General features: G+C 67.7%; 19 protein-coding genes. 6 read left to right on the top strand and 13 right to left on the bottom strand.

Features of this window, described 5'->3' with window-relative positions; genetic code table 11:
• Positions 1-46 precede the first annotated feature (46 nt).
• Positions 47-2710: an alanine--tRNA ligase gene (gene alaS, locus AC3ISA_RS06520; protein WP_489179808.1), complete on the top strand. Its 2664-nt coding sequence runs from the start codon at positions 47-49 to the stop codon at positions 2708-2710.
• Between the two features lie 428 nt (positions 2711-3138).
• Here the strand turns inward: alaS and AC3ISA_RS06515 are convergent, their stop codons facing one another.
• The 3 genes from AC3ISA_RS06515 to AC3ISA_RS06505 all read right to left on the bottom strand — a co-directional run bounded on the left by AC3ISA_RS06515 (position 3139) and on the right by AC3ISA_RS06505 (position 5707).
• Positions 3139-3693, bottom strand: a complete 555-nt coding sequence (locus AC3ISA_RS06515; protein ID WP_489179807.1) for a DUF2939 domain-containing protein — start codon at positions 3691-3693, stop codon at positions 3139-3141.
• 46 nt (positions 3694-3739) lie between these two features.
• Positions 3740-4315 carry a DUF2939 domain-containing protein gene (locus tag AC3ISA_RS06510; protein WP_489179806.1) on the bottom strand — a complete coding sequence of 192 codons (576 nt, stop codon included), beginning with the start codon at positions 4313-4315 and terminating at the stop codon, positions 3740-3742.
• 171 nt (positions 4316-4486) lie between these two features.
• Positions 4487-5707 (bottom strand): NADP-dependent isocitrate dehydrogenase, encoded by a 1221-nt coding sequence (locus AC3ISA_RS06505; RefSeq protein ID WP_489179805.1) that lies wholly within the window; start codon positions 5705-5707, stop codon positions 4487-4489.
• 182 nt (positions 5708-5889) lie between these two features.
• Here AC3ISA_RS06505 and AC3ISA_RS06500 point away from each other — a divergent pair, with 182 nt between their 5' ends.
• Genes AC3ISA_RS06500 through AC3ISA_RS06485 form a run of 4 tightly spaced genes read left to right on the top strand, consistent with a single transcriptional unit; the run spans position 5890 to position 8283 of the window.
• The gene (locus AC3ISA_RS06500) at positions 5890-6057 is read left to right on the top strand and encodes a hypothetical protein (RefSeq protein ID WP_489179804.1); all 168 of its coding nucleotides are present in this window, start codon (positions 5890-5892) and stop codon (positions 6055-6057) included.
• Entirely contained in the window at positions 6021-6233 is a 213-nt protein-coding gene (locus AC3ISA_RS06495; RefSeq protein WP_489179803.1) for a hypervirulence associated TUDOR domain-containing protein, read from the top strand. Before AC3ISA_RS06500 ends, AC3ISA_RS06495 begins: the two co-directional genes overlap by 37 nt.
• The gene (locus AC3ISA_RS06490) at positions 6230-7378 is read left to right on the top strand and encodes a DUF1176 domain-containing protein (protein WP_489179802.1); all 1149 of its coding nucleotides are present in this window, start codon (positions 6230-6232) and stop codon (positions 7376-7378) included. Before AC3ISA_RS06495 ends, AC3ISA_RS06490 begins: the two co-directional genes overlap by 4 nt.
• Positions 7375-8283, top strand: coding sequence for an NAD(P)/FAD-dependent oxidoreductase (locus tag AC3ISA_RS06485; protein ID WP_489179801.1), 909 nt, complete (start codon positions 7375-7377; stop codon positions 8281-8283). Before AC3ISA_RS06490 ends, AC3ISA_RS06485 begins: the two co-directional genes overlap by 4 nt.
• 9 nt (positions 8284-8292) lie before the next feature.
• On the opposite strand, the gene AC3ISA_RS06480 is transcribed toward AC3ISA_RS06485, so the two are convergent.
• The 10 genes from AC3ISA_RS06480 to AC3ISA_RS06435 all read right to left on the bottom strand — a co-directional run bounded on the left by AC3ISA_RS06480 (position 8293) and on the right by AC3ISA_RS06435 (position 21343).
• Positions 8293-10101, bottom strand: coding sequence for a DUF885 domain-containing protein (locus AC3ISA_RS06480; RefSeq protein ID WP_489179800.1), 1809 nt, complete (start codon positions 10099-10101; stop codon positions 8293-8295).
• Between the two features lie 86 nt (positions 10102-10187).
• A complete protein-coding gene (locus AC3ISA_RS06475; RefSeq protein WP_489179799.1) occupies positions 10188-12020 on the bottom strand; it encodes a DUF885 domain-containing protein in 1833 nt (610 codons plus the stop codon).
• Between the two features lie 159 nt (positions 12021-12179).
• Entirely contained in the window at positions 12180-14417 is a 2238-nt protein-coding gene (pnp, locus tag AC3ISA_RS06470) for a polyribonucleotide nucleotidyltransferase (RefSeq protein WP_489179798.1), read from the bottom strand.
• A 247-nt stretch (positions 14418-14664) separates the two neighbouring features.
• Entirely contained in the window at positions 14665-14934 is a 270-nt protein-coding gene (gene rpsO / locus AC3ISA_RS06465) for a 30S ribosomal protein S15 (protein WP_135194257.1), read from the bottom strand.
• Between the two features lie 80 nt (positions 14935-15014).
• Entirely contained in the window at positions 15015-15944 is a 930-nt protein-coding gene (truB, locus tag AC3ISA_RS06460) for a tRNA pseudouridine(55) synthase TruB (RefSeq protein WP_489179797.1), read from the bottom strand.
• A 137-nt stretch (positions 15945-16081) separates the two neighbouring features.
• On the bottom strand, positions 16082-16549 hold the full coding sequence (gene rbfA / locus AC3ISA_RS06455; protein WP_489179796.1) for a 30S ribosome-binding factor RbfA: 468 nt from the start codon (positions 16547-16549) through the stop codon (positions 16082-16084).
• Between the two features lie 65 nt (positions 16550-16614).
• Positions 16615-17313: a DUF2459 domain-containing protein gene (locus AC3ISA_RS06450; RefSeq protein ID WP_489179795.1), complete on the bottom strand. Its 699-nt coding sequence runs from the start codon at positions 17311-17313 to the stop codon at positions 16615-16617.
• Complete coding sequence (locus tag AC3ISA_RS06445) at positions 17310-17849, bottom strand: hypothetical protein (protein WP_489179794.1); 540 nt, start codon at positions 17847-17849, stop codon at positions 17310-17312. The genes AC3ISA_RS06450 and AC3ISA_RS06445 overlap by 4 nt, the downstream gene beginning before the upstream one ends.
• Before the next feature lie 54 nt (positions 17850-17903).
• On the bottom strand, positions 17904-18581 hold the full coding sequence (locus AC3ISA_RS06440; protein WP_489179793.1) for a LolA family protein: 678 nt from the start codon (positions 18579-18581) through the stop codon (positions 17904-17906).
• 350 nt (positions 18582-18931) lie between these two features.
• Entirely contained in the window at positions 18932-21343 is a 2412-nt protein-coding gene (locus AC3ISA_RS06435; RefSeq protein WP_489179792.1) for an FtsK/SpoIIIE family DNA translocase, read from the bottom strand.
• A 141-nt stretch (positions 21344-21484) separates the two neighbouring features.
• On the opposite strand from AC3ISA_RS06435, the gene AC3ISA_RS06430 reads away from it, so the two are divergent.
• The gene (locus AC3ISA_RS06430) at positions 21485-22738 is read left to right on the top strand and encodes a UbiH/UbiF/VisC/COQ6 family ubiquinone biosynthesis hydroxylase (protein ID WP_489179791.1); all 1254 of its coding nucleotides are present in this window, start codon (positions 21485-21487) and stop codon (positions 22736-22738) included.
• The last annotated feature ends 78 nt before the right edge of the window (positions 22739-22816 follow it).

Here is a 22816-nt window from a genome sequence, read left to right as displayed (position 1 = left end):
TATAAGACGCCGGTTCCTTAGCGACCGCCGAGCCGAAGACCGCCACATGCCCAGCCTGAACGAGATCCGCGCCACCTACCTCGACTATTTCGCGGCGGACGGCCACGCCAAGGTCCATTCGGCCCCGCTGGTGCCGCAGAACGACCCGTCGCTGCTCTTCGTCAACGCGGGTATGGTGCCGTTCAAGGACTATTTCACCGGCGCCGCCAAGCCGCCCTATCCCCGCGCCACCTCGTCGCAGAAGTGCGTCCGCGCCGGCGGCAAGCACAACGATCTGGACAACGTCGGCTACACCGCCCGCCACCTGACCTTCTTCGAGATGCTGGGCAACTTCTCCTTCGGCGACTATTTCAAGGAACACGCCATCGAGAAGGCGTGGAACCTGGTCACCCAGGACTTCGACCTGGACCCCAAACGCCTGCTGGTCACCGTCTATATCGATGACGACGAGGCCGCCGCGATCTGGAAAAAGGTCACCGGCTTCTCCGACGACAAGATCATCCGCATCGCCGGCTCGGACAACTTCTGGGCCATGGGCGACTCGGGTCCCTGCGGCCCCTGCACCGAAATTTTCTGGGATCACGGCGACAAGATCGCCGGCGGTCCTCCCGGTTCGCCGGACGAGGACGGCGACCGCTACGTCGAGATATGGAACAACGTCTTCATGCAGTATGAGAAGGAGAACGATCAGATCGTTCGCAACCTTCCCAAGCCCAGCGTGGACACCGGCATGGGTCTGGAGCGGATGACCACCGTGCTCCAGGGCGTGCATTCGGTCTTCGAAACCGACCTGTTCAAGACCCTGATCGCGGCGTCCGAAGACGCCACCTCGACCAAGTCGGACGGCGATCAGGCCGCCAGCCACCGGGTCATCGCCGACCACCTGCGCTCGTCGTCCTTCCTGATCGCCGACGGCGTCACGCCCTCGAACGAGGGCCGGGGCTATGTGCTGCGCCGGATCATGCGCCGCGCCATGCGCCACGCCCACCTGCTGGGCGCCGCCGATCCCCTGATGCACCGTCTGGTCCCGACCCTGGTGGCCCAGATGGGCGACGCCTATCCCGAACTGGCCCGCGCCCAGCCCTTCATCGAAGACACGCTGAAGCAGGAAGAGGTCCGCTTCCGCACCACCCTGGGCCGGGGCATGGCCCTGTTCGACACGGCGGTTCAGGGCTTCCGTCCCGGCGACATGCTGGACGGCCAGACGGCCTTCACCCTGTCCGATACCTACGGCTTCCCGCTGGACCTGACCCAGGACGAGGCCCGCCGTCGCGGCTTCTCGGTCAATGTGGACGGCTTCGAATCCGCCATGGCCGAGCAGCGCCAGCGGTCGCGCGAACACTGGAAGGGCTCGGGCCAGACCGCCAACACCAACGAATGGCTGGCGATCCGCGACCGGATGGGGCCGACCGTCTTCACCGGCTACGACACTATCGAGGGTTCGGGCGAGGTCCTGGCCATCATGAACGCCGGCGCCCCCGTCGAGACGGCCGAGGCCGGCGACATCGTCGAAGTGTTGTTCGACACCACCCCCTTCTATGCCGAAAGCGGCGGCCAGGCCGGCGATCACGGCATTATCGAATGGCCGGGCGGCGAAGCCGAGATCATCGACGTGCGCAAACACGCCGGCGACCTGCACGTCCTGGTGGCCCAGGTTACGGCCGGCAAGCTGGAGATCGGAACGCGCGCGGCGCAGCTGGTGGACGCCGAGAAACGCCGCACGACCCGCGCCAACCACTCCGCCGCCCACCTGCTGCACACGGCCCTGAAGAATGTGCTCGGCCCGGCGGTCGCCCAGAAGGGCCAGCTGGTCGACGCCGAGCGCGCTCGCTTCGACTTCAGCCACGGCGCCCCGCTCAGCGAGGCCGAACTCTCGGCCATCGAGACCGAGGTCAATGCGGTCATCCGTCAGAATGTCCCGACCGAGATGAAGCTGATGGCCCCGCAGGAGGCCATCGAGGCCGGCGCCATCGCCCTGTTCGGCGAAAAATACGGCGACGAGGTCCGCGTCCTGACCTTGGGCCGGGCTTTGACCGGCGACAACAACGCCCCCTATTCGGTCGAACTGTGCGGCGGCACCCACGTCGCCCGCACCGGCGACATCGCCCTGTTCAAGATCGTCCAGGAAACCGGCGTCGCCGCCGGCGTGCGCCGCATCGAGGCCCTGACCGGCGAGGCCGCGCGCCAGTATCTGCTGGCCCAGGCCGGCGTCGCCCGTTCGCTGGCTCAGGGCTTCAAGGTCCAGACCGCCGACGTCCCCGCCCGCGTCGATAGCCTGACCGCCTCGGTCAAGACGCTGGAAAAACAGGTCGCCGAGTTGAAGAAGCAACTGGCGCTCGGCGGCGGCTCGGGCGCCTCGTCTGCGCCTGAGGAGATCAATGGCGTCAAGCTGATGGCCCGCGTCCTGGACGGCGTGGACGGCAAGGGTCTGCGCGGCGTCGCCGAAGACTTCCGTAAACAGGTCGGCACTGGCGTTGTGGCCCTGATCGGCCTGACAGAGGGCAAGGCGGCCGTCACCGTCGCCGTCACCTCCGATCTCGCCGGCGCCGGGGCCGACCGCGTCAACGCCGCCGACCTGGCCCGCGCCGCCGTCATCGCCATGGGCGGCCAAGGCGCCGGCGGCAAACCCGACTTCGCCCAGGGCGGCGCGCCGGATGGGTCCAAGGCCGAAGACGGTCTGGCGGCGGTGCGCGCGGCGCTGGCGGGCTGATCGCCCTCGCTTTCGTCATCCTCCGGGCCGCGCAGCGGAACCGGGGGATCCAGCGGCGCGCGAGAGCGCGACCCTGTCGAGGCTCTGCTGTCTGGGTATGAGTGCGGCAGAGACATCGCCTTCGGCGCCGCTGGGTCCCCCGGTCTGCGCCGCAAGCGGCTTGCCGGAGGATGACGAAGATCGAAGCGACCGGTCGCCTTCCATCCCATCTCAGAGCCGCGTCTCAAGGAACATCAGCGGCTTAAGCCGCCGCAGCGTTCACTTCCTGCCCGCCCTCCAAACCGCGCGTATAATCGCCGCCGGTCATAGAGGGGGACGCGCATCCAGGACAAAAGTGCACCGATTGCACTCAATTTTTTGATCGGCGACGCATTGTCCAATCAGACAGATTAGACACTTTAGACGGTGTTTTTTGCTCCTCGACCGTCTCAACCCATCGGATCGGGCGTCAGATCCACCCCCGCCAGCTTCCACGCAAACGGCGTGCGGCGCTCCATGATCAGCACCAGCGCGTCGTCCGGCCGGTCGTCGCGCGTCAGGGTCACGGCGAAGGTGTTGATCCCGCGATAGGCCCAGGATTGGCGGATCTTGTCCTTGTCCACGGCGGGCGTGTCGTCGGCGGGCACCGGCCGTTCCGGCTCGGGCGTCTCGCCTGAACGCACCATGGCGGCGATGCCCTGGGGCGTGACGAAGTTGTCGACTGCGCCTTCGACCAGAGACGGGGCCAGCAGCATGCCCAGCGCCGCCAGACCGCGATCCCCCTTGGTCCGGCTGCGGATTTCCAGCGCCGCTCGCGCATTCAGTTCGCTTTTCAGGCTGGCGCGAAAGGCCGGAAAATCCACCTGCCGTTCTAGCCCCGCCGCATCCCCCGTCCGCGCCGCGCGCACCAGGGCCTGGGCGGCGATGAAGGGCGAGGCGAACAGGGCGACGACCACGCCGACGATGACGGCGATCAGGGCTCCGGTGACGATCTTGCGGTTCATGCAGTCTCCTTGAAAAGCCAACGCGGCTCCCGACCGCCCGGTTGCCTTACGGACGTGTGGTCACGGTCACTGCGGGCGCGGTCCCGTCCGGCAGGCCGATATGGACCAGCTTCCATTCGAACGGCCCGCGCCGCTCGAAGGTGAACAGGGTGCGCGACCCGCCCTGGTCCGTCACCGCCATCCGCGCCCGGTTGACGCTCCAATAGGCCGGGCTGGGCCAGGGCTTGCGCTCCTGGGCCGAAGCGGGCGCGACGCCTGCCCCTGTGCGCTGGCTGGCGTATCGTCCCTCGCCCCGCAACAAGGCCGTCAGGGCCGCCGGCGTCAGATAGGCGTCCACGTCGGGCTGGCGCAGGATGGGGTTCTGTTCGATCTGACGCCTAAAGGCGCCGATAGGATCTTCCAGGAACGACGGCGCGGGCGCCATCGCCTCGGGCCGTCCCGCCAGTTGCGGCCGCAGCGACTGGCGCACGGCGTTGAAGTCGATCAGCCGCGACAGCCCCGCCACGTCTTTCGCCTCGGCCGCCGACCGAATGGCGAAGAAGGCGACGGCGGGCGCGGTGAAAAAGGACAGCACCGCGACGGCGGTGGCCGCCAGCACCAGATTTCCGAACAGACGCTTCACGACCGCTTCCTTATTATCGCCGATCATGCACGCCCCGGCCGATCACACAACGAAAAGCCCCGCCGGATCGCTCCGGCGGGGTTGGATTCTTGTTTGTCCTATCGCCCTTCGGGCTACTTGAGGACGTTAGGGGCGTCCTGTCGGCAGAGAGTTGCGACCCGATATGGTGACTCAGCCCACGTCCGGCAGGGCGGTCTTCAGGTTTTCGGCGACCTTGTCGAGGAAGCCCTCGGTGGTCAGCCAGCCCTGTTGGTCGCCGACCAGCAGGGCCAGGTCCTTGGTCATGGCGCCGCTCTCGACGGTGTCGACGACCACTTTCTCCAGGGTCTCGGCGAAGGTCGCCAGGGCCGCGTTGTCGTCCAGCTTGGCCCGGTGCTTGAAGCCGCGCGTCCAGGCGAAGATCGAGGCGATCGAGTTGGTCGAGGTGGCCTCGCCCTTCTGATGCTGGCGATAGTGGCGGGTCACGGTGCCGTGGGCGGCCTCGGTTTCCAGCACCTTGCCGTCCGGCGTCATCAGGACCGAGGTCATCAGGCCCAGCGAGCCGAAGCCCTGCGCCACCACGTCCGACTGCACGTCGCCGTCATAGTTCTTGCACGCCCAGACGAAGCCGCCCGACCACTTCATGGCCGCCGCGACCATGTCGTCGATCAGACGGTGCTCGTAGGTCAGGCCCTTGGCCTTGAACTCGGCGGCGTAGTGGGCGTCGAACACTTCCTGGAACAGGTCCTTGAAGCGGCCGTCATAGGCTTTCAGGATCGTGTTCTTGGTCGACAGATAGACCGGATAGTTGCGCTGCAGGCCATAGGCGAAGCTGGCGTGGGCGAACTCGCGGATCGACTCATCCTGGTTGTACATGGCCATGGCCACGCCGGCGCCGGGAGCCTTGTAGACCTCGTGCTCGATCACGGCGCCGTCTTCGCCGACGAACTTGATCGTCAGGGTGCCGGGGCCGGGCATCAGGAAGTCGGTGGCCTTGTACTGGTCGCCGAAGGCATGACGGCCGACGACGATCGGCTGGGTCCAGCCGGGAACCAGGCGCGGCACGTTCGAGCAGATGATCGGCTCGCGGAAGACCACGCCGCCCAGGATGTTGCGGATGGTGCCGTTGGGCGACTTCCACATTTTCTTCAGGCCGAACTCGGCGACGCGCGCTTCGTCAGGGGTGATGGTGGCGCACTTGACGCCAACGCCGTGCTTCTGGATCGCGTGGGCCGCGTCGATCGTCACCTGGTCGTCGGTGGCGTCGCGGTGCTCCATGCCCAGGTCGTAGTAGTCCAGTTCGAGATCCAGGAACGGAAAGACCAGCTTGTCCTTGATCATCTGCCAGATGATGCGGGTCATTTCGTCGCCGTCGATGTCGACGATGGGGTTTTCGACCTTGATCTTGGCCATGCGTGCGGTCCGCCTCTGAACGTTGGGGAAGGGAATGTCGTGGCGGCGGTATAGCGAGGCCGCGCGCCCACGCAAACCCCGCCGTCCGTTAACCCCGCCCGGAAAAAACCTTCTGCGGCTACGCTGAACCCGACCGCGCGTTCCGGTTTCTCTCTGACCCGGCAACAGCGACGGACGACGCAATGACGAACGAAGAGCGTGACCTGGTCGATCGGTGGATCGTCGCCTTCTGCGAGACGCCGCCGGTGATCGATGCGGAACTGATGCGCAGGCTGATCGCTGAACAGGAAGCGACACAGCAGGGAGCGCAGCCATGCCAGACAAGACGTTCAAGGCCGGCGACCGCGTGAAGTGGGACCACAGCCAGGGCATGACGACCGGCAAGGTGATCAAGAAGGTCACCTCAGAAACCCACATCAAGGGCTACAAGGTCGCAGCTTCGCCGCAAAATCCCGAGTATATCGTCGAGAGCGCCAAGACCGGCGCGCGTGCGGCGCACAAGCCGTCGGAGTTGAAAAAGGCATGAAGACCCTGTCCTGCGGCGTCGCGCTTTCCGCTCTGGCTCTGACCGCCTTCGCCGTCGCCGGCTGTGGCGACAAGGACGCCGCCAAGGCGCCCGGCGCGCCCCAGGCCGCCATGCCTGCAACGGTCGCTGCAGTCGCGTCTGCTCCCGTGCTTCAGATCCGCGCCGAGACGAAACAGTTCCGCGACTGGAGCGCGACTTGCGGCAACGACGGCACCTGCTGGGCCTTCGGCTTCGCGCCCGAGTTCGCCGCCGGCTGGGTCCGCATCACTCTGGCGCCCGGCCCGGACGCCCAACCCCAGATTCTGTTCGGCTATTGGCCCGACGGCGACGCCAAGGGCCCCAGCCAGATCGCGTTGACGATCGACGGTCGCGCTTTTGCGGCCGCGCTCAGCCCCGAGGGCGAGGCCGAGGCGCCCATCGGCGAAATCCGCACCGACGCCCGCGCCGCGATCGACGCCTTGGCCCAGGGCAAGGTCATGATCATTCGCGGCGCCTCGACCCAGGACGTATCATTGCACGGGGCCGCCGCCGCCCTGTTGTGGATCGACGAGAAGCAGGGTCGCCTCGACACGCCCACGGCCCTGATCCGACGCGGCGACCGTCCGGCCGCCACCGTTCCGGTGGCCCCGCCCCTGCCGACGATCACGCCCGCACCGGCGGTGGATCAGGCCGGTTTCGGCGACGTAAACCAGACCGTGCCCGCCGCCCTTCGCAGCCGCACCGAGGTCGGAACCTGTCTGAAGGAATCCAGCATGCCGGCGATCAGCGACATGGTCATGTCCGCCCGGCTGGACGCCCGCACAGAGCTGTGGGCCGTGCCCTGCGGTGCGGGAGCCTATAATGTCACCCACAACTGGTATCTGACCGGACCGGGCGGTCGCGACCCTCGGCCTGCGATCCTCGCCGGAACGGCCGGACCCGGCGCCGACCCGACCATGCCCGACAATTCCACCGTCAACGGAACCTACGATCCCAAGACGCGCACCTTGTCGGCCTTCGCCAAGGGGCGCGGCATCGGCGACTGCGGCTCGGCCCAGACCTGGGCGTGGACCGGCGACCGTTTCGTCCTGACTGAGGAAAGCACGATGGGCCAATGCGCGGGCGTGCGGTCCGACCTGTGGCCTGTCGCCTGGCGCACGCGGTGAACGACCCGGAGGTTCTGATCATCGGCGCGGGTCCGGCCGGACTGACGGCCGCGACCTATCTGGGGCGGTTTCGTCGGCGGACCCTGGTGATCGACGCCGGTGCGCCGCGCGCCTGCTGGATCCCGCTCAGTCACAATATGCCGGGCTTTCCGGCCGGCATCGCGGGAACCGACATCCTGAAGCGGATGCGCGAACAGGCCGAGGAATATGGCGCGGTCATCGCGCCGGGCCGGGTCGAGACCCTGGCCCATGACGGCGAGGGTTTCGTCGCCGAGATCGAGGGGCGAGCCATCCGCGCCCGCGCCGTCCTGCTGGCGACCGGCGTCGTCGATCATCATCCCGACCTGCCGGGCGTCGAACAGGCGGTGCAGAAGGCGCTGGTCCGCATCTGTCCCATCTGCGACGGCTATGAGGCGACCGACAGGGCCGTCGCCGTGATCGGCCACAGCGACAAGGGCGCGCGCGAAGCCGCCTTCATGCGCACCTATTCCGACCGGGTGACCCTGATCCACATCGGCGCGCCCGACGCCCTCAGCCGCCGCGACGAACTGGAACGCCTTGGCGTCGAACTGATCTTCGCCCCGCTGGAAGCCATTGTCATCGAACAGGATCGGGTGACGGCCCTGACCTGGGGCGGCCAGACCCGCGCCTTCGACCTGGTCTATTCGGCGCTGGGCACGTCGCCGAATGCCGAACTGGCCCAAGGTCTGGGCGCGCGTCTTTACGGCGACGGTCGGCTGGAGGTCGATCTGCATCAGGCGACCAGCGTGTCGGGTCTCTACGCCGCCGGCGACGTGGTGCGCGGCCTCAACCAGATCGCCGTGGCGACCGCAGAGGCCGCCGTCGCCGCCACCGACATCCACAACCGCCTGCGCCGCATCGACGGCCTGACCGTCGCCGACTAGGCCCAGATTTTAGATTCGGCCGCTCACGATCCGTTCCAGCACCGCCAACGGCAGGGAGCCGTTCTCCAGCACCTTGTCGTGGAAGGCGCGCAGGTCGAAGCCGGGCCGGCCTTCCGCCTCCTTGCGCAGGCGCGCGATGACGGTGTGGCCGACCTTGTAGGAACAGGCCTGACCGGGCCAGACGCAGTAACGGTTGATCTCGCTGTTCGACGCATCCAGCGGCTTGGCGCCCGAGGCCGCCATATAGTCGACCGCCTGTTCGCGGCTCCAGCGCTCGGAATGCAGGCCGGTGTCCACAACCAGCCGCACGGCCCGGAACAGATAGGACATCAGGAAGCCGACCCGGCCCAGCGGATTGCTCGCATAGACATCCAAGTCGTTGGCCGCCACCGCCTCGGCATACAGGGCCCAGCCTTCGTTATAGGCCGAGAACCCGCCTGCCCGCCGCCACTGCGGCAGCTCGCCGGACTCGCGCTGCAAGGCCACCTGCAGGTGATGCCCCGGCGACGCCTCGTGATAGGTCAGGGTCGGCAGGGCGAAACGCGGCCAGTTCCCGCTGTCGCGCAGGTTGATGTAATAGGCTCCCGGTCGCGACCCATCCAGCGGCGGCCCCTGGTAATAGCCGCCCGGCGCGCCCGACTGGATCGACACCGGCACGCGGCGGATCTCCACGTGCGACCTGGGCAGGCGGCCGAACACCTGTGGCAGTTTCGGCTCCAGATCGGTGACCAGCTGGTTCAGCCAGGCCAGCAGCTCGGCCTTGCCCGCATCGGTATTGGCGAACAGTTGGGCCGGCTCCTTGTTCAGGGCCTGGATGCGTTCGCCGACCGTGCCTTGCGTATAGCCCTGGGCCTTCAGGATGGCGTCGATCTCAGCGCTGATCTCGGCGACCTGTTCGCGGCCCAGGGCGTGGATCTCCTTAGCCGACAGGGTGGTGGTCGTATTGGCCTTCAAACCCGCAGCGTAGAAGGCTTCGCCGTCCGGCAGGCGCCAGACCCCGGCGTCATGGCTCGCGCGAGGCCGCAAAGCCTCCAGCGCGGCGATCTGGGCCGCCAGCGCGGGCTTGACCTTCTGATCCACGATGGCGGCGGCGCGGGCGTCGTAGCCGGTTAGGTTCAGCCCGGCCGTCTTGCGCGCCAGCGACTTCAGCATGGCCATGTCGGCGGCGGGCGTGTCGTGCAGGGTGCGGATTTGCGGCAGCATGCGGTCGATGATGAAGTCCGGCGGGATCACGCCCAGACCGGCGTCTTCCTGGACCTTGGCGGTCTCGCCCTCCAGCACGCCCGAGAAGGCCTCCAGCCGCGACAGGAAGGCGTCGGCGCCCGCCGCGTCCTCGACCCGGTGCTGGTTATCCAGAAAATCCGGCGTGCTGAAATAGGCGCCCGACAACTGGGTCACGATATAGGGCGACGGCCGTCCCGGCCCCGCCCCGTAGTCGAAGCGCGCCGTCTGCGCCGCCGTCTCCGCCCCGAAGGCGGCGATGGCGTAGTTCAGCGCCCCGGCTTCGGTCAGGCCGGCCTGATCGAAGCCGCTCAGCTGGCCCCAGCGTGTCACGGCCTTCGCACGATCCTTGCGGATGGCGGCCGGTCCCGCCTCGCTGAGCTTGGACGAAAGCCCCGCCCGCGCGCCTCGGTCCAGACCCAGGTTGGTCGCGCCCTCAGGGTTCTCCTCGATGTCCGCCTCGAACCAGCCGTCCAGAAGGCTGTTCAACCGCCCGTCCGCATCGGTCGATGCGGCTTGGGTTTGAGCCTGCGCCAGAGAGGGCGCGACCGCAGCCGTGGCGGCGGTGGTCAGCAGAAGGCGGCGACGATCGATCATGCGGTGAACTCTCGGTGACGGGACCACGCCGCGCCGACGCGGTCCCTGCTTGTCTTTGACGTAGGCCCGGCGCGACCGGGATGTGATCAGGCCTGGGTCGCGACCCAGCCGTCCACGATCCGCTCCAGCACCGACAGCGGCACGCCGCCGGCGGCCAGGGCCGTGTCGTGGAAGCCCTTGATGTCGAACTTGGACCCCAGGGTCGTCTTGGCTTTTTCGCGCAGACGAACCCATTCGTTGTGCCCGACCTTGTAGGCGCAGGCCTGACCGGGCCAGCCGCAATAGCGTTCGACCTCGGACGTCGCCGCCCCCTCCTGATCGCCATAGGCCTCCATCATGTAGCGGATGCCCTGTTCGCGGCTCCAGCCCTTGGAGTGGATGCCGGTGTCGACCACCAGACGCGCGGCGCGGAACATCAGCGACTGGAGGTAGCCGATCTGGCCCACCGGATCATTCTCATAGGCGCCCAGTTCGTCGGCCAACTGCTCGGCGTACAGGCCCCAGCCCTCGACATAGCTGGAGAAGCCCAACAGGTTCATCAGCAGGGGCGCAGACGGGCTCTCCTGTTGCAGGCTGATCTGCAGATGGTGGCCCGGCGTGGCCTCGTGATAGGTCAGGGTCGGCAGGGTCCAGGACGGCCATTCCGCCGTGTCCTTCAGATTGATCCAGTAGATGCCGGGCCGCGTCCCATCCAGGCTGGGCGAGTTGTAATAGCCCATCGGCGCGCCGGCCTCGATTTCGGGCGGCACACGCTTGATCTCGACCTTGGCCTTGGGCAGGCGCCCGAAAGCGTTAGGCAGCCGCGCCTGCATGTCCGCCATCTGGGCGTTCAGCTTGTCGATCAGCTCGGCCTTGCCCGCGTCGGTGTTGGCGTAGACGTATTTGGGATCGTCCCCCAAGGCCTTGATCCGCTCGGCGACCGAGCCCTGCGTCAACCCTTGTGCCTTCAGCAGCACATCGGCGCGCGCCGTCAGATCGGCCATCTGCTCGACGCCGGTGCGGTGGATCTCGTCGGCCGTCAGCCGGGTCGTGGTGATGTAGTGCAGGCTGTTGGCGTAATACTGCTCGCCTTGCGGCAGGCGGCGCACCGAGGCCTCGTGCACGGCGTTCGGCTGGGAGGCCTTCAGCACGGCGTTCTGGGCCGCCAGGGCCGGATAGACCCGCTCGGTCACCAGCCGTTCGACCTGGGCGCCCCAGTCGCCGGTCAGGCCCTTGGCGCGCGCGCGATCGACGACCGACTGCACCAGGGGCGAGGTCGACGCCGGGGTCGCCAGAAAGCCGTCCTGCTGGCGGATCGCCTTGGCCAGGATGAAGTCGGGCGGGATGACGCCCAGCGCATATTCTTCCTTCACGCGGTCCGTCTCGGCCAGCAGCACGTCGGCGAAGGCGTTGACGCGCGCCACATAGGCGTCGGCGTCGGCGGCCGTCTCGATGGTGTGCTGGTTGGCCAGGAAGTCCGGCGTGGACTGATAGGCGCCGCCCTGCTGGCTGACCCGATACGGATTGGGCCAGCCGCCCTGGCCATAGGGGATGTCGAAGGTGGCGATCACCCCGTCCAGGTTCTGCGCCAGGCTGTCGTAATAGTTGGCGTTGCGCGCATCCAGCTTGGTGCGGTCGATTCGGGCCAGTTCGGCGCGCTGGCGACGGGTGACGTCGCGCTGGTCGTCTTCCTCCGCGCGGGTGGGGGCGGTCAGTTTCGACTTGGCGGCGGCGCGGTCGCCCTTGTCCAGGCCGAACATGGTGACGACCTCGGGGCTCTTGTCCAGCGTCTGCTCGAACGTGGCGTCCATGAAGGTCTTGAGCTGGGCGGCGGCGTCGCCCTGAGTAGCGGAGGCCTGTCTGGCGAAGGCGGGACCGCCGACGGCGACGAGGCCGGCGCCCAGCGCGGCGGACTGAAGAAGACGACGACGATCGAACATGGAACGGCCCCTCGAAATTGGATGCGGCAATGGAGACCGCAGGCGCGGGCGCGGCAAGTGAAATTCCAGACAGGCCCCCGATCTCTGCATAGTGCGGCCAAAGAAAAAGGCCCGGCGGATCGCTCCGCCGGGCCTCTTCAGTCTCGATACCGAAGTCGCTTAGTCGCGACGACGACGTCCGCGATCGCCACCGCGATCACCGCCGCCTTCGCGCTTGGGACGGCCGCCGGTGTCGTCCGACAGAGGCTCTTCGCCACGCTCGGCGCGTTCGGCGTTGATCTTGTCGGTCAGGTCTTCACCCGTGATCTGATCGACGATCTTCATCGACAGCTTGGTCTTGCCGCGATCGTCGAAGCCCAGGAACTTGACCTTCACTTCCTGGCCTTCCGACAGGACGTCGGCCGGGTTGGCGACGCGTTCCAGAGCGATCTGGGACACGTGGACCAGGCCGTCCTTGGCGCCGAAGAAGTTCACGAAGGCGCCGAAATCCACGACCTTGACGACCTTGCCGGAGTAGATGGTGCCGACTTCAGGTTCCGAGGCGATGGACTGGATCCAGGCCTTGGCGGCGTCGATCTTCTCCTGGTCGTTGGCGGCGACCTTGATGGTGCCGTCATCGCCGATGTCGATCTTGGCGCCGGTCTTCTCGACGATCTCGCGGATCACCTTGCCGCCCGAACCGATCACTTCACGGATCTTGTCGACCGGGATCTTGACCGTTTCGATCTTGGGAGCGTGCTCGCCCAGTTCGGTGCGCGGCGCGTCCATGGCCTTGGACATCTCGTCCAGGATGTGGAGGCGACCGGCCGAGGCCTGCGTCAGAGCCTGCTTCATGATCTCCTTGGTGATGCCGGCGACCTTGATGTCCATCTGAAGGCTGGTGATGCCTTCCGACGTGCCGGCGACCTTGAAGTCCATGTCGCCCAGGTGATCTTCGTCACCCAGGATGTCCGACAGGATGGCGAACTCGCCCGACGGCTCCAGGATCAGGCCCATGGCGATGCCCGAGACCGGACGGATCAGCGGAACGCCCGCGTCCATCAGAGCCAGCGAAGCGCCGCAGACCGTAGCCATCGAGGACGAGCCGTTCGACTCGGTGATCTCGGAGACCAGACGGATGGTGTAGGGGAAGTCTTCCTTGCTCGGCAGCATCGGACGAACCGCGCGCCAGGCCAGCTTGCCGTGACCGATCTCGCGACGGCCGGGCGAACCCATGCGGCCAGCTTCACCCACCGAATAGGGAGGGAAGTTGTAATGCAGCAGGAAGCTCTCTTTGTACGTGCCCGACAGGCTGTCGATATACTGCTCGTCCTCGCCGGTGCCGAGTGTGGCGACGACCAGGGCCTGGGTTTCCCCACGCGTGAACAGGGCCGAACCGTGGGTGCGCGGCAGGACGCCGACTTCCGACACGATGGCGCGGACCTTGTCGAGGGCGCGGCCGTCGACGCGGTGGGCGTTCTCGATGATGTCGCGACGCAGGACCTCGGCTTCGCATTCCTTGAAGGCGGCCGAGAACTTGGAGCCGTCGACGCCGTCGGGGTTCTCGTCGGTCTTCACCAGCTTGGCGGCGGCGGCCTTCTTGGCCGCATCGACGCCCGAGCGACGATCATACTTGCCGGCGTGGGTGTAGGCGGCCTTGATGTCCTCGCCGACCAACGACTTGATCGAGGCGACCACGTCGGAATGATCTTCGGCCTGGAAGTCGAAGGGCTCCTTGGCGGCGTGTTCGGCCAGTTCGATGATGGCGTCGATCACCGGCTGCATGCCCGCGTGCGCGAACATCAGGGCTTCCAGCATCTTCTCTTCCGACAGCTCCTTGGCTTCGGATTCGACCATCATCAGGGCGTCCTGGGTGCCGGCGACCACCAGGTCGAGGTCCGAAGTCGCGATCAGGTCGATGTGCGGGTTCAGCACCAGCTCGCCGTCGATCAGGCCGACGCGCGCGGCGCCGATGGGGCCCATGAAGGGCACGCCCGAGATGGTCAGGGCGGCCGAGGCGGCGACCAGGCCGACGATGTCCGGGTCGTTCTCCATGTCGTGCTGCAGCACGGTCACGACGACCTGGGTCTCGTTCTTGAAGCCCTTGACGAACAGGGGGCGGATCGGGCGGTCGATCAGGCGGGAAACCAGGGTTTCCTTCTCGGTCGGCCGGCCTTCACGCTTGAAGTAGCCGCCCGGGATTTTGCCGGCGGCGAAGGTCTTTTCCTGATAGTTGACCGTCAGGGGGAAGAAATCCAGGCCCGGCTTGGGGGCGCGGCCATAGACGACGGTGGCCAGAACCACGGTCTCGCCGTAGGTCGCCAGCACGGCGCCGTCGGCCTGGCGGGCGATGCGGCCCGTTTCCAGGGTCAGCGGGCGGCCGGCCCAGTCGATCGTCTTGCGTTTGATGTCGAACATATTTCGTCTTTCGTATCCCGGACGGCGTATTCCGCGCGGGGTCCCATCATTGGGGGTGGATGCGTCGGGCGTTCAGTCCTCGGCTCCGGGGGTCACCGCGCCATCGCGGAAGACCCGATTGAGAGCCGGCATGGCCCTCGCATCTGCGCCGGCAAATTCCGCGGCGCGCGGCAGTCTCTAGTCGCACAACGAGGCGCGGACGTGACCGTCCGCGCCTCGAAAGCATATTCTACACTGATCCGACGCCTTAGCGGCGCAGGCCCAGCTTGGCGATGAGCGCTTGGTAGCGATCGGCGTCGACCTTGGTGAGGTGGTCGAGCAGGCGGCGACGTTGCGACACCATCTTCAGAAGGCCACGACGCGAGTGGTTGTCCTTCTTGTGGGTCTTGAAGTGTTCGGTGAGGTTGGCGATGCGTTCCGACAGGATCGCGACCTGAACCTCGGCCGAGCCGGTGTCGCCAGCGGTGCGGGCGTTATCGGCGATGATCTCGTGCTTGCGTTCAGCAGTAACCGACATCGTAGAGTCCTTTCTTGGCCTACTGCGCTTTCGCGCGACTTAAGGCCGTGGGGTCTCGGCCCTCGCCGGATGGCGCAGGCCTAGAGGTTGAAAACGCGGTCGGGTTCTAACCGGCCGGCCCGCAACTGACAGAGTGCGACGAGGGTCTGGCCCTGAAAGGCTGAAACCGTGCGCGAACCGTCGCGAAGACGATCCTTGAGGGTTTCCACCTGACGGGGGAGCAGAACGATCGGGCGTCCCTGCCGAAGCGAGAAGGCGTCCTGTTCCGTCACGGCCAGCTCCGGGATGTCGTCCAGGGCGGTCGCAACGGCAAGCAAGCCTTCCGAGGCGGCGCCCCTATGCACCATTTCCTCCAAAGAATCCAGAGTGACGGCGTTTTCGACGCTGAATGGCCCGACCTGCTCGCGACGCAGGGCCGACACATGACCCTCTGCGCCCAGCACGACGGCCAGGTCGCGGGCCATTGAACGCACATAGACGCCCTTGCCGGTGCGGATCGTCAGTTCGACATGATCGGCGTCCGGCGCGTCGGTCACCTCGGCCGAATATATGGTCACGCGCCGCGCCTGAAGCTCGAACTCCACCCCGTCGCGCGCCAGATCATAGGCGCGGGCGCCGTCCACCTTGATGGCGGAAAAGCGCGGCGGCGTCTGGTCGATCTCGCCGACGAAGGCCGGAAGGGCCGCCTTCACCGCCTCGACCGTGGGGCGCACGTCAGAGCGGCCGATGATCTCGCCCTCGCGGTCCACGCTGTCGGTCGAGACGCCCCAGTTGATGGTGAAGCGATAGACCTTCTGCGCCTCCATCATCATCGGCACGGTCTTGGTCGCCTCGCCGAGCGCGATGGGCAAGATGCCGCTGGCCAGCGGATCCAGCGTCCCGGCATGACCGGCCTTCTGGGCGTTGAACAGGCGGCGGATGCGGCTGACGGCCTCGGTCGATCCCATCTCGAACGGCTTGTCCAGGCAGACCCAGCCATCGACGATGTCGCCCTTCTTCTTGCGGGCCATCTAAATCCTCCACCGCGCAGCGGGGGAGGGGGACCGCGAAGCGGTGGAGGGGACGGACGCAAGGCCGGTGTCTGGGGTCGCCCCCTCCACCACGCTGCGCGCGGTCCCCCTCCCCCGTGAAGGACGGGGGAGGATCATTAGGCCTCGTCCCCTTCGTCGTCGCGGGCCGCCAGGTCGGCCTGGATGCGCGGGTCGGCGAACAGCTTGTCCATATGGTTGGCGGCGCCGAAGCTCTCGTCGTGGCGGAACTTCAGGTCGGGCGTGAACTTCATGTCCAGCCGCCGGCCCAGCTGACCACGGATGAACTTGGCGTGGACGTTCAGGGCCTTGATGATCTCGCTCTCATGGCCGTTGGTCGCAGCGGCCTCGACGCCGGCGCCCAGGGGCTCGACGAAACAGGTGGCGTGTTTCAGGTCCGGCGACAGGCGAACCTCGGTCACGGTGATGGACACGTCGGCCAGGGCTTCGTCGCGGATGTCCTCCTCGCGCAGAATGTCGACCAGGGCGTGGCGGATCAGCTCGCCGGCGCGCAGCTGGCGCTGGCTGGGCGCTTTTCCTGCCGGACTAGAGGTGGAGGAACTGCGGGTAAATTGCTTGTGGGCCATCGGCCTCTCCTTCTTGTTCGCCCGCCGGGGCTCGGACCCGACCGGATAAGCGAAAGTCGGGCGGTCTAGTCTCGCGACGGCCTCATGTCCAGTTTTCGCTCCCGCTCCTCGATCGTGGCGACCGCGCGCACCGACCGCATCACCTCGGCCGAAGTGATCGACTGGACCGGGCGGACAGGTACCCCGCCGGCGTTCAGCACCCCGGCCGTCCAGTGGTTGCACAGGTGCAGGATGGAAAAGGTCTCGCGACTGGCGAAGAAGCGCGCATCGTCGCCGGGGCGGGCTGCTGCGATGCGGGGCGCGCCGTCCGACAGGTCCAGCGACGCCTCCACGCGGGCGGCCAGGCGGTCGAACCGGGCGCGCGTCAGGGTCAGGGTGGCGCTGTCCTCGCCATAGCTGAGGCGTGGATCGGCAGCCACGGGATCCAGCATCACGACGGAAGGGTTGCCGGGGCGGAAGAAGGCGCGGGCGCCGTCGGGCAGCCGGTCTGAGATCGGGCTGTGGTCTACATAGAACCGGGCGTCGCCCCAGCCGACCAGAATCCAGTCGCCGGGCGCCAGCCCCGCGACGACGCGCGCCAGAGGGCCGCCACGTCGCACCAGCGCCTCGCGCGGCACGGCCAGATCGGTGTGGAACCCGTTGTCGAGCACCTGAATAACGACCGTATTCGGCACGCCCGAGTTCTTCGCATCGCCCGGTTTCGTCCAGGTCAGAAGCGCCGCGACCGCCCCGATCAACGCCGCCAGCACCAGCCCTCGCATCATCGGCTCAGGTCCAGAACACCGCACAGCCGATCGTCTGGCGTCAGGGCGCCGGGCGGCGGCCCCTGTCTGACCGGCATCATCACGAAGCCGTCGCGCCGCACCGCCAGCGCCAGCCAGCCGACGGGATGCCCCGCGCAAAGCCGGGTGTCGTCTTCCGCCGTCACGCGCCGGATTTCGATCTGCGCCTGGGTCGGCACGGTCATGGCGTCGGCGAAGAGGGCGGAGACGCTGGCCCTCTGATCCGCGGGGACCAGGCGATGCGGCTCGGACTTCAGCGTCCCGCCCGCGTCGGTCGAAAGCGCGCCGCCCTCGATCTGGACCACCAGCGTCGATCCGGCCGTGACGTATCGGCCGGCCAGTACCACGTCCCCGACCTCGACCCGGCCGGTCGGGCGATGAGGTGGGGTGTCATCCGCCGGTTCGATCAGGTGATGCACCGCCGGCTCCAGCACCAGCGCGCCCAGCATGAACAGGGCGAAGGCGCCGACACCGACCGCCACGATCCATTTCAGCGATGGCGGGGCGGTCGCGCTCATGCGGCCAGTCTAGAGGAACAGGGGTTGAGGAATGGTCACCCGCCCCTCAGGGCCTTAGTTTCGGCCGGGACGACGCGTCGGGTCGGTCAGCTGGAACAGTCGCGCCGACAGGTTCGACGCCGGCTGCAAGGCGGTCAGCTGGGTGCGGGTGCGCGCCCCTTGCGGATCGGTGATGGTCCATTCCTGCAGGCGCATCGGATTGCCGGCGAAGGCCAGGATCACCTGTCCGTCGTTCGGACGGTTGGCGTCGCGCGCAGTGATGGCGAAGGCGCCGGACGCCATTCGCGTCACGCGCTCGATGCGCACGCCCTGGTCCAGACGGACGTTGCGCGCCAGGAAGGTGGACAGCGGCGTGCGGCCCAGCGGCACCTGCTGGAAATTGTTCAGGCGGGGGTCGTAACGTTTGACGTTATAGCCGTCCGACACCACGAGCAGCCCGGCAGGGCTGGTGTATTCGAACCGCATCTTGCCCGGACGCTGCAGATAGAACCGTCCTTGGCGGGTCTGGCCGCCCGGACCTGTCTCGGTGAAAGTCCCCTGCGCCGAGGTCAGAGCCTGCAGATAGCCCTGCGCCTGCTGAACCACCGCGCGGTCTTCGGCCGACAGGTTGGATTGGGCCTGGGCGGCGTCGAACACGCCCAGAGCGGCGAACCCGGTCAGCAGGCCCGCGCCCAGCAGCAGGCTACGGCGCTGAAGGTCGGTCGGAGCGATGGCGAGCGTCTTGGAGGTCATGAAGTCCGTCTCCCGTTCGGGATGGTTGTCGATCCTGCCGTCTTGCCCGGTCGGCTTGGCGTCGGAATGACGCGAGCCTGACCATATTCCGGCGCTGCGATGAAGCCCTGTTCATCGAAATGCTGAAGCTTGGGAGAGATAGCGGGGTGGAGAACGGACACGCGCGCTTAGGGTTGCGCGCGATCTTTTCCCTCCCCGCTCCGGGGAGGGTGGTCGCGAAGCGACCGGGTGGGGGCGGCCGGCAAGGCCGTACCGACCTGACGAGAGACGTTCGCCCTGCCGTCCCACCCGATCTCGCCTACGGCTCGATCACCTTCCCCCGCGGGGAGGGAAAGTTTGGAAGTCGGCCATCACACCATCGGCGGCGGGCCGGCCAGCACGTCGCGCTTGCCGGCGTGGTTGGCGGGGCTGACCACGCCTTCCTGTTCCATCCGCTCGATCAGGGAGGCGGCGCGGTTGTAGCCGATCTGGAGCCGGCGCTGGACGTAGGAGGTCGAGGCCTTACGGTCGCGGGTGACGACGGCGACCGCGCGGTCGTAGAGGTCGTCGCCAGAACCACCGCCGCCTTCGTCCACAGCGCCGTCCGCGTCGCCGTCCGGTTCGTCGGTTATCAGGTCGAGATAGTCGGGCTCGGCCTGGGCCTTCAGGTGTTTGCAGACGTCCTCGACTTCCTTGTCGTCGACGAAGGGGCCGTGCAGGCGGGTGATGCGCCCGCCGCCGGCCATATAGAGCATGTCGCCCTGACCCAGCAGCTGTTCGCCGCCCTGTTCGCCCAGGATGGTGCGGCTGTCGATCTTGGACGTGACCTGGAAGGATATCCGCGTCGGGAAGTTGGCCTTGATGGTGCCGGTGATGACATCGACCGACGGGCGTTGCGTGGCCATGATCAGGTGGATGCCGGCGGCCCGCGCCATCTGGGCCAGACGCTGGACGGCGCCTTCGACGTCCTTGCCGGCGACCAGCATCAGGTCGGCCATTTCGTCCATGACCACGACCAGGAAGGGCAGGGGCTCGGGACGGATCTTCTCGGACTCGTAAACGGGGCGGCCCTGCTCGTCGAAGCCGGTCTGGACCGTGCGCTCGAAATGCTCGCCCTTGGCCTGGGCCTCGCGGGCGCGCTCGTTGTAGCTGGCGATGTTGCGCACGCCCAGCTTGGACATGCGGCGATAGCGGTCCTCCATCTCGCGCACCGTCCATTTCAGGGCGACGACGGCCTTTTTCGGATCGGTGACGACGGGCGCCAGCAGGTGCGGAATGCCGTCATAGACCGACAGCTCCAGCATCTTGGGGTCGATCATGATGAAGCGGCATTCGGCCGGGCTGTGGCGATACAGGATCGACAGGATCATGGCGTTGACCCCGACCGACTTGCCCGAGCCAGTGGTGCCCGCGATCAGCAAGTGGGGCATCCGCGCCAGGTCGGCGACATAGGGCTCGCCGCCGATGGTTTCGCCCAGGGCGAGAGGCAACAGGTGGCCCTTCTTGTCGTATTCGGCGCTGGACAGCAGGTCGCGCAGATAGACGGTCTCGCGCTTGGCGTTGGGCAGTTCGATGCCGATGGCGTTGCGTCCCTGAACCACCGAGATGCGACAGGCGCGGGCGGACATCGACCGGGCGATGTCGTCGGCTAGGGCCACCACGCGACCGTGCTTCACGCCCGGCGCGGGGACCAGCTCGTACAGGGTCACGACCGGGCCGGGACGGATCTGGTCGATCACGCCGCGCACGCCGAACTCCTGAAGCACGCCTTCCAGCATCTTGGCGTTCTGTTTCAGCGAATCCTCGTCCACCGCACCGACGCGCTGGGCCGGCTTGGTCAGTATGCCCAGCGGCGGCAGGTCGAAATCGCCCTCGGGCCGGACGAAGTCGAAGGCCTGCTGGTCCACATCGTCCTTGCGGGCCTTGGGCGCCTTGACCGCGGCGACGCGCGGCTCGACAGGGCGGGCGGCCGAAGGGCGCGGCGCGGGCTGGACGGCGTCGTCTTCCCACGGCGGCAGGTCGTCATAGGCCGTCTGGGGCGCATCTTCGGCATAGGTCGGGGCAAGCGGCGCCTCGTCCAGCGGCGGCGCGGCGCGGGGCGTCCGAGCTTTGGCAGGCGCCTTGTCGCGGGCGGGCGGGGTCTTGGCGCGAGGCGCAGCGGGCGCGCGCAACGACTTGCCCCACTGCAGGGCGTCAAGGAAGTCCATGGCGCGCAGGCCGATGGCGAAACCGACCAGCCACAGGCCGGCGATCAGGAAGACGACGCCGGCGATGATCCGACCGCCGGGAATATGCAGGGCGCCGATGCCGCGCGCCGCCAGACCCGTGACCGCATCGCCCCACAGACCGCCGAGACCGGCCGCCAGGGGCCAGGCGGCGGGCGCGGCCAGCGCGGCCAGGGCGCTGGACAGCAGCAGCGTCCCGCCGGTCGCGGCCAGGGCCTTCAACGGCGTGGGCTTCAGCCTTTGCTGGATCGCATCGCCGACCGCGCGGGCCAGGCCGAAGGCGACCAGCAGCAGGGCGGCGGGCCAGGCGGCGAGACCCAGAGACTGCATGAACAGATCGGCGAACAGGGCGCCGTTCGCCCCCAGCCAGTTGGTGGTCGGCAGGCTGGAGGCCGCATTCAGACTGGCGTCCGCCGGATTCCACGACACTAGGGCGACCAGCAGCAGGGTCGCCAAAAGAGCCTGAAGCACCCCCCTGAACCGCACGACAAAGGGCGCGTCCCACAGGATGCGGGCGCTGATCCAGGCCTGACGGCCAATGACGAGGGCGGTGGACATGAAGGGGCGAACCTTCCTGGCGGCTGACGTTCGACCGCCCTTGTCGCACCCTCAGGGTTAAGGGGCTGTTTACCAGCTTGACCTTGGCGACGGACAAACCGCCCTCTGGACCTTTGGCGTCGGCGGCGCGACAAGCCTGTCATGGCTGACACCGAACGTTACGACATCGTCATCGCCGGCGCGGGGTTGACCGGGGCGGCGTTCGCCCTGGCGGCGGCGCAGGGCGGGTTGAAGGTCGTCATGATCGATCCGCAGCCGTTCAGCGTCCAGATGGCGCCGACGTTCGACGGGCGTTCGACGGCCGTGGCCTTTTCCACCTTCCGCATGCTGGACGCCCTGGGTCTGGGCGAAAGTCTGCGGCCGCACGCCTGCCGGATGGACCATATTCTGGTGACGGACGGACGCAGGCCTGGCGCGGCCAGCCGCAAGGCCTCGCCGGCCTTCCTGCGCTTCGACGCCGACGAGATCGGCGGGCGCACCGGGGGCGAGCCGCTGGGATATATGGTCGAGAACCGCCGCATCCGCGTCGCTTTAGCCGAGGCCGTCACGCGCGCGGGGATCGAGGTCCGGGCGCCGGCGACCGTCGCCAGGGTCGAGACCGACGCGGGCAAGGCGACCGTGATCCTGGTCGATGGATCGACCTTGATCGCGCCACTGGTCGTCGGCGCCGAGGGCCGGGGTTCGACCGTGCGCCGCGCTGCGGGCATCGAGACGGTCGGCTGGGGTTATGGCCAGAGCGGCGTGGTGGCCACGGTGCGGTTGGGCCGCGACCACGGCAATGTCGCCCACGAATATTTCCTGCCCAGCGGCCCCTTCGCCATCTTGCCCCTGACGGACCAGCGCGCCAGCCTGGTCTGGACCGAGACGACACGGCGGGGCGAGGCCTTGCGAGACGCCTCCGACGAGGCATTCCGCGCCCATCTGATGCGGCGGTTCGGCGAGTTTCTGGATGGTGCGACGGTCGAGGGGCCGCGCTTCGTCTATCCCCTGGCCCTCAGCCTGGCCGAGACACTGGTCGCGCCGCGCATCGCCCTGATCGGCGACGCGGCGCACGGCGTCCACCCCGTCGCGGGCCAGGGGCTGAACATGGGCCTGAAGGACGCCGCCGCCCTGGCCGAGGTTCTGGCCGAGGCCGCGCGCCTGGGCGAGGACCTGGGCGCCGAGACGGTGCTGGAGCGCTACGCCCGCTGGCGCCGGTTCGACAATGCGGCCCTGGCGGCAGGCTTCGACGCCTTCGTGCGACTGTTCTCCAACGACATCGCGCCGGTGCGTCTGGCGCGCGACCTGGGCATGGCGGCGGTCAACCGCATCGGCCCGTTGCGCCGCGCCTTCATGCAGGAGGCAGGCGGCGCGACCGGAGACCTGCCCCGCCTGCTGCGCGGCGAGACGGTCTGAGAATTTCTCGCTCACCGTTCGGGGAGGGTGGCCGAGCGAAGCGAGGTCGGGTGGGGGCGGCAAGGCGACGTCCCCCAC

This window comes from Brevundimonas sp. KH_058, from assembly GCF_057838505.1.
The sequence above is the reverse complement of the archived record's forward strand: the minus strand, read 5'-3'. Positions and strand labels throughout refer to the sequence as shown.

Excerpts from the sequence above, each read along its gene's own strand:
- pnp (WP_489179798.1), bottom strand. The coding sequence starts at position 14,417 with ATGTTCGACATCAAACGCAAGACGATCGACTGGGCCGGCCGCCCGCTG.
- AC3ISA_RS06495 (WP_489179803.1), top strand. The coding sequence starts at position 6,021 with ATGCCAGACAAGACGTTCAAGGCCGGCGACCGCGTGAAGTGGGACCAC.
- rbfA (WP_489179796.1), bottom strand. The coding sequence starts at position 16,549 with ATGGCCCACAAGCAATTTACCCGCAGTTCCTCCACCTCTAGTCCGGCA.
- AC3ISA_RS06475 (WP_489179799.1), bottom strand. The coding sequence starts at position 12,020 with ATGTTCGATCGTCGTCGTCTTCTTCAGTCCGCCGCGCTGGGCGCCGGC.
- AC3ISA_RS06515 (WP_489179807.1), bottom strand. The coding sequence starts at position 3,693 with ATGAACCGCAAGATCGTCACCGGAGCCCTGATCGCCGTCATCGTCGGC.
- AC3ISA_RS06480 (WP_489179800.1), bottom strand. The coding sequence starts at position 10,101 with ATGATCGATCGTCGCCGCCTTCTGCTGACCACCGCCGCCACGGCTGCG.
- AC3ISA_RS06445 (WP_489179794.1), bottom strand. The coding sequence starts at position 17,849 with ATGAGCGCGACCGCCCCGCCATCGCTGAAATGGATCGTGGCGGTCGGT.
- alaS (WP_489179808.1), top strand. The coding sequence starts at position 47 with ATGCCCAGCCTGAACGAGATCCGCGCCACCTACCTCGACTATTTCGCG.
- rpsO (WP_135194257.1), bottom strand. The coding sequence starts at position 14,934 with ATGTCGGTTACTGCTGAACGCAAGCACGAGATCATCGCCGATAACGCC.
- AC3ISA_RS06505 (WP_489179805.1), bottom strand. The coding sequence starts at position 5,707 with ATGGCCAAGATCAAGGTCGAAAACCCCATCGTCGACATCGACGGCGAC.
- AC3ISA_RS06490 (WP_489179802.1), top strand. The coding sequence starts at position 6,230 with ATGAAGACCCTGTCCTGCGGCGTCGCGCTTTCCGCTCTGGCTCTGACC.
- AC3ISA_RS06500 (WP_489179804.1), top strand. The coding sequence starts at position 5,890 with ATGACGAACGAAGAGCGTGACCTGGTCGATCGGTGGATCGTCGCCTTC.
- AC3ISA_RS06435 (WP_489179792.1), bottom strand. The coding sequence starts at position 21,343 with ATGTCCACCGCCCTCGTCATTGGCCGTCAGGCCTGGATCAGCGCCCGC.
- AC3ISA_RS06430 (WP_489179791.1), top strand. The coding sequence starts at position 21,485 with ATGGCTGACACCGAACGTTACGACATCGTCATCGCCGGCGCGGGGTTG.
- AC3ISA_RS06450 (WP_489179795.1), bottom strand. The coding sequence starts at position 17,313 with ATGATGCGAGGGCTGGTGCTGGCGGCGTTGATCGGGGCGGTCGCGGCG.
- AC3ISA_RS06440 (WP_489179793.1), bottom strand. The coding sequence starts at position 18,581 with ATGACCTCCAAGACGCTCGCCATCGCTCCGACCGACCTTCAGCGCCGT.
- truB (WP_489179797.1), bottom strand. The coding sequence starts at position 15,944 with ATGGCCCGCAAGAAGAAGGGCGACATCGTCGATGGCTGGGTCTGCCTG.